Raw genomic sequence first — 211 nt, forward strand, 5'->3', positions numbered from 1 at the left:
CCCTGCGGTCCAAGTACCATCGGCGCTGGAGGGCTTAACGGTCGTGTTCGGGATGGGTACGTGTGGAACCCCTCCGCTATCGCCACCAAACGCTTGAGAGTTTGAACTCTCAAAACTGAGCAACGAGTGAGTAACAGGCCGAAACCTGATTTAGAAGCTTACGCTTCGTATTTGAATGTTTCCATCGCAGGAAACGATTCTCCATAGAAAG

At 51.2% G+C, this 211-nt stretch carries 1 rRNA gene; it reads right to left on the reverse strand.

Features of this window, described 5'->3' with window-relative positions:
- Positions 1 to 90: ribosomal RNA gene (gene rrf / locus LCF57_RS07455) — 5S ribosomal RNA — on the reverse strand; the annotation flags it as partial.
- Positions 91 to 211 lie beyond the last annotated feature (121 nt).

Source organism: Paenibacillus sp. BJ-4, assembly GCF_020404765.1.
Lineage (GTDB): Bacteria > Bacillota > Bacilli > Paenibacillales > Paenibacillaceae > Paenibacillus.